Here is a 243-nt window from a genome sequence, read left to right on the forward strand (position 1 = left end):
ATTCAGACAGCGATTCAGACTCAGATAGCGACTCAGATTCAGACAGTGACTCAGACTCAGATAGCGACTCAGACTCAGACAGTGACTCAGACTCAGACAGCGATTCAGATTCAGATAGCGACTCAGACTCAGATAGCGACTCAGATTCGGACAGCGACTCAGACTCAGATAGCGACTCAGACTCAGACAGTGATTCAGACTCAGATAGCGATTCGGACTCGGATGCAGGAAAACATACACCTG

At 48.6% G+C, this 243-nt stretch carries 1 protein-coding gene; it reads left to right on the top strand.

Features of this window, described 5'->3' with window-relative positions; all coding sequences use genetic code 11:
* A partial coding sequence (locus IDG60_RS27380) for a hypothetical protein (protein WP_206160500.1) occupies positions 1-243 on the top strand: 243 nt, incomplete at both ends.

Source organism: Staphylococcus sp. EG-SA-2 (assembly GCF_017152085.1).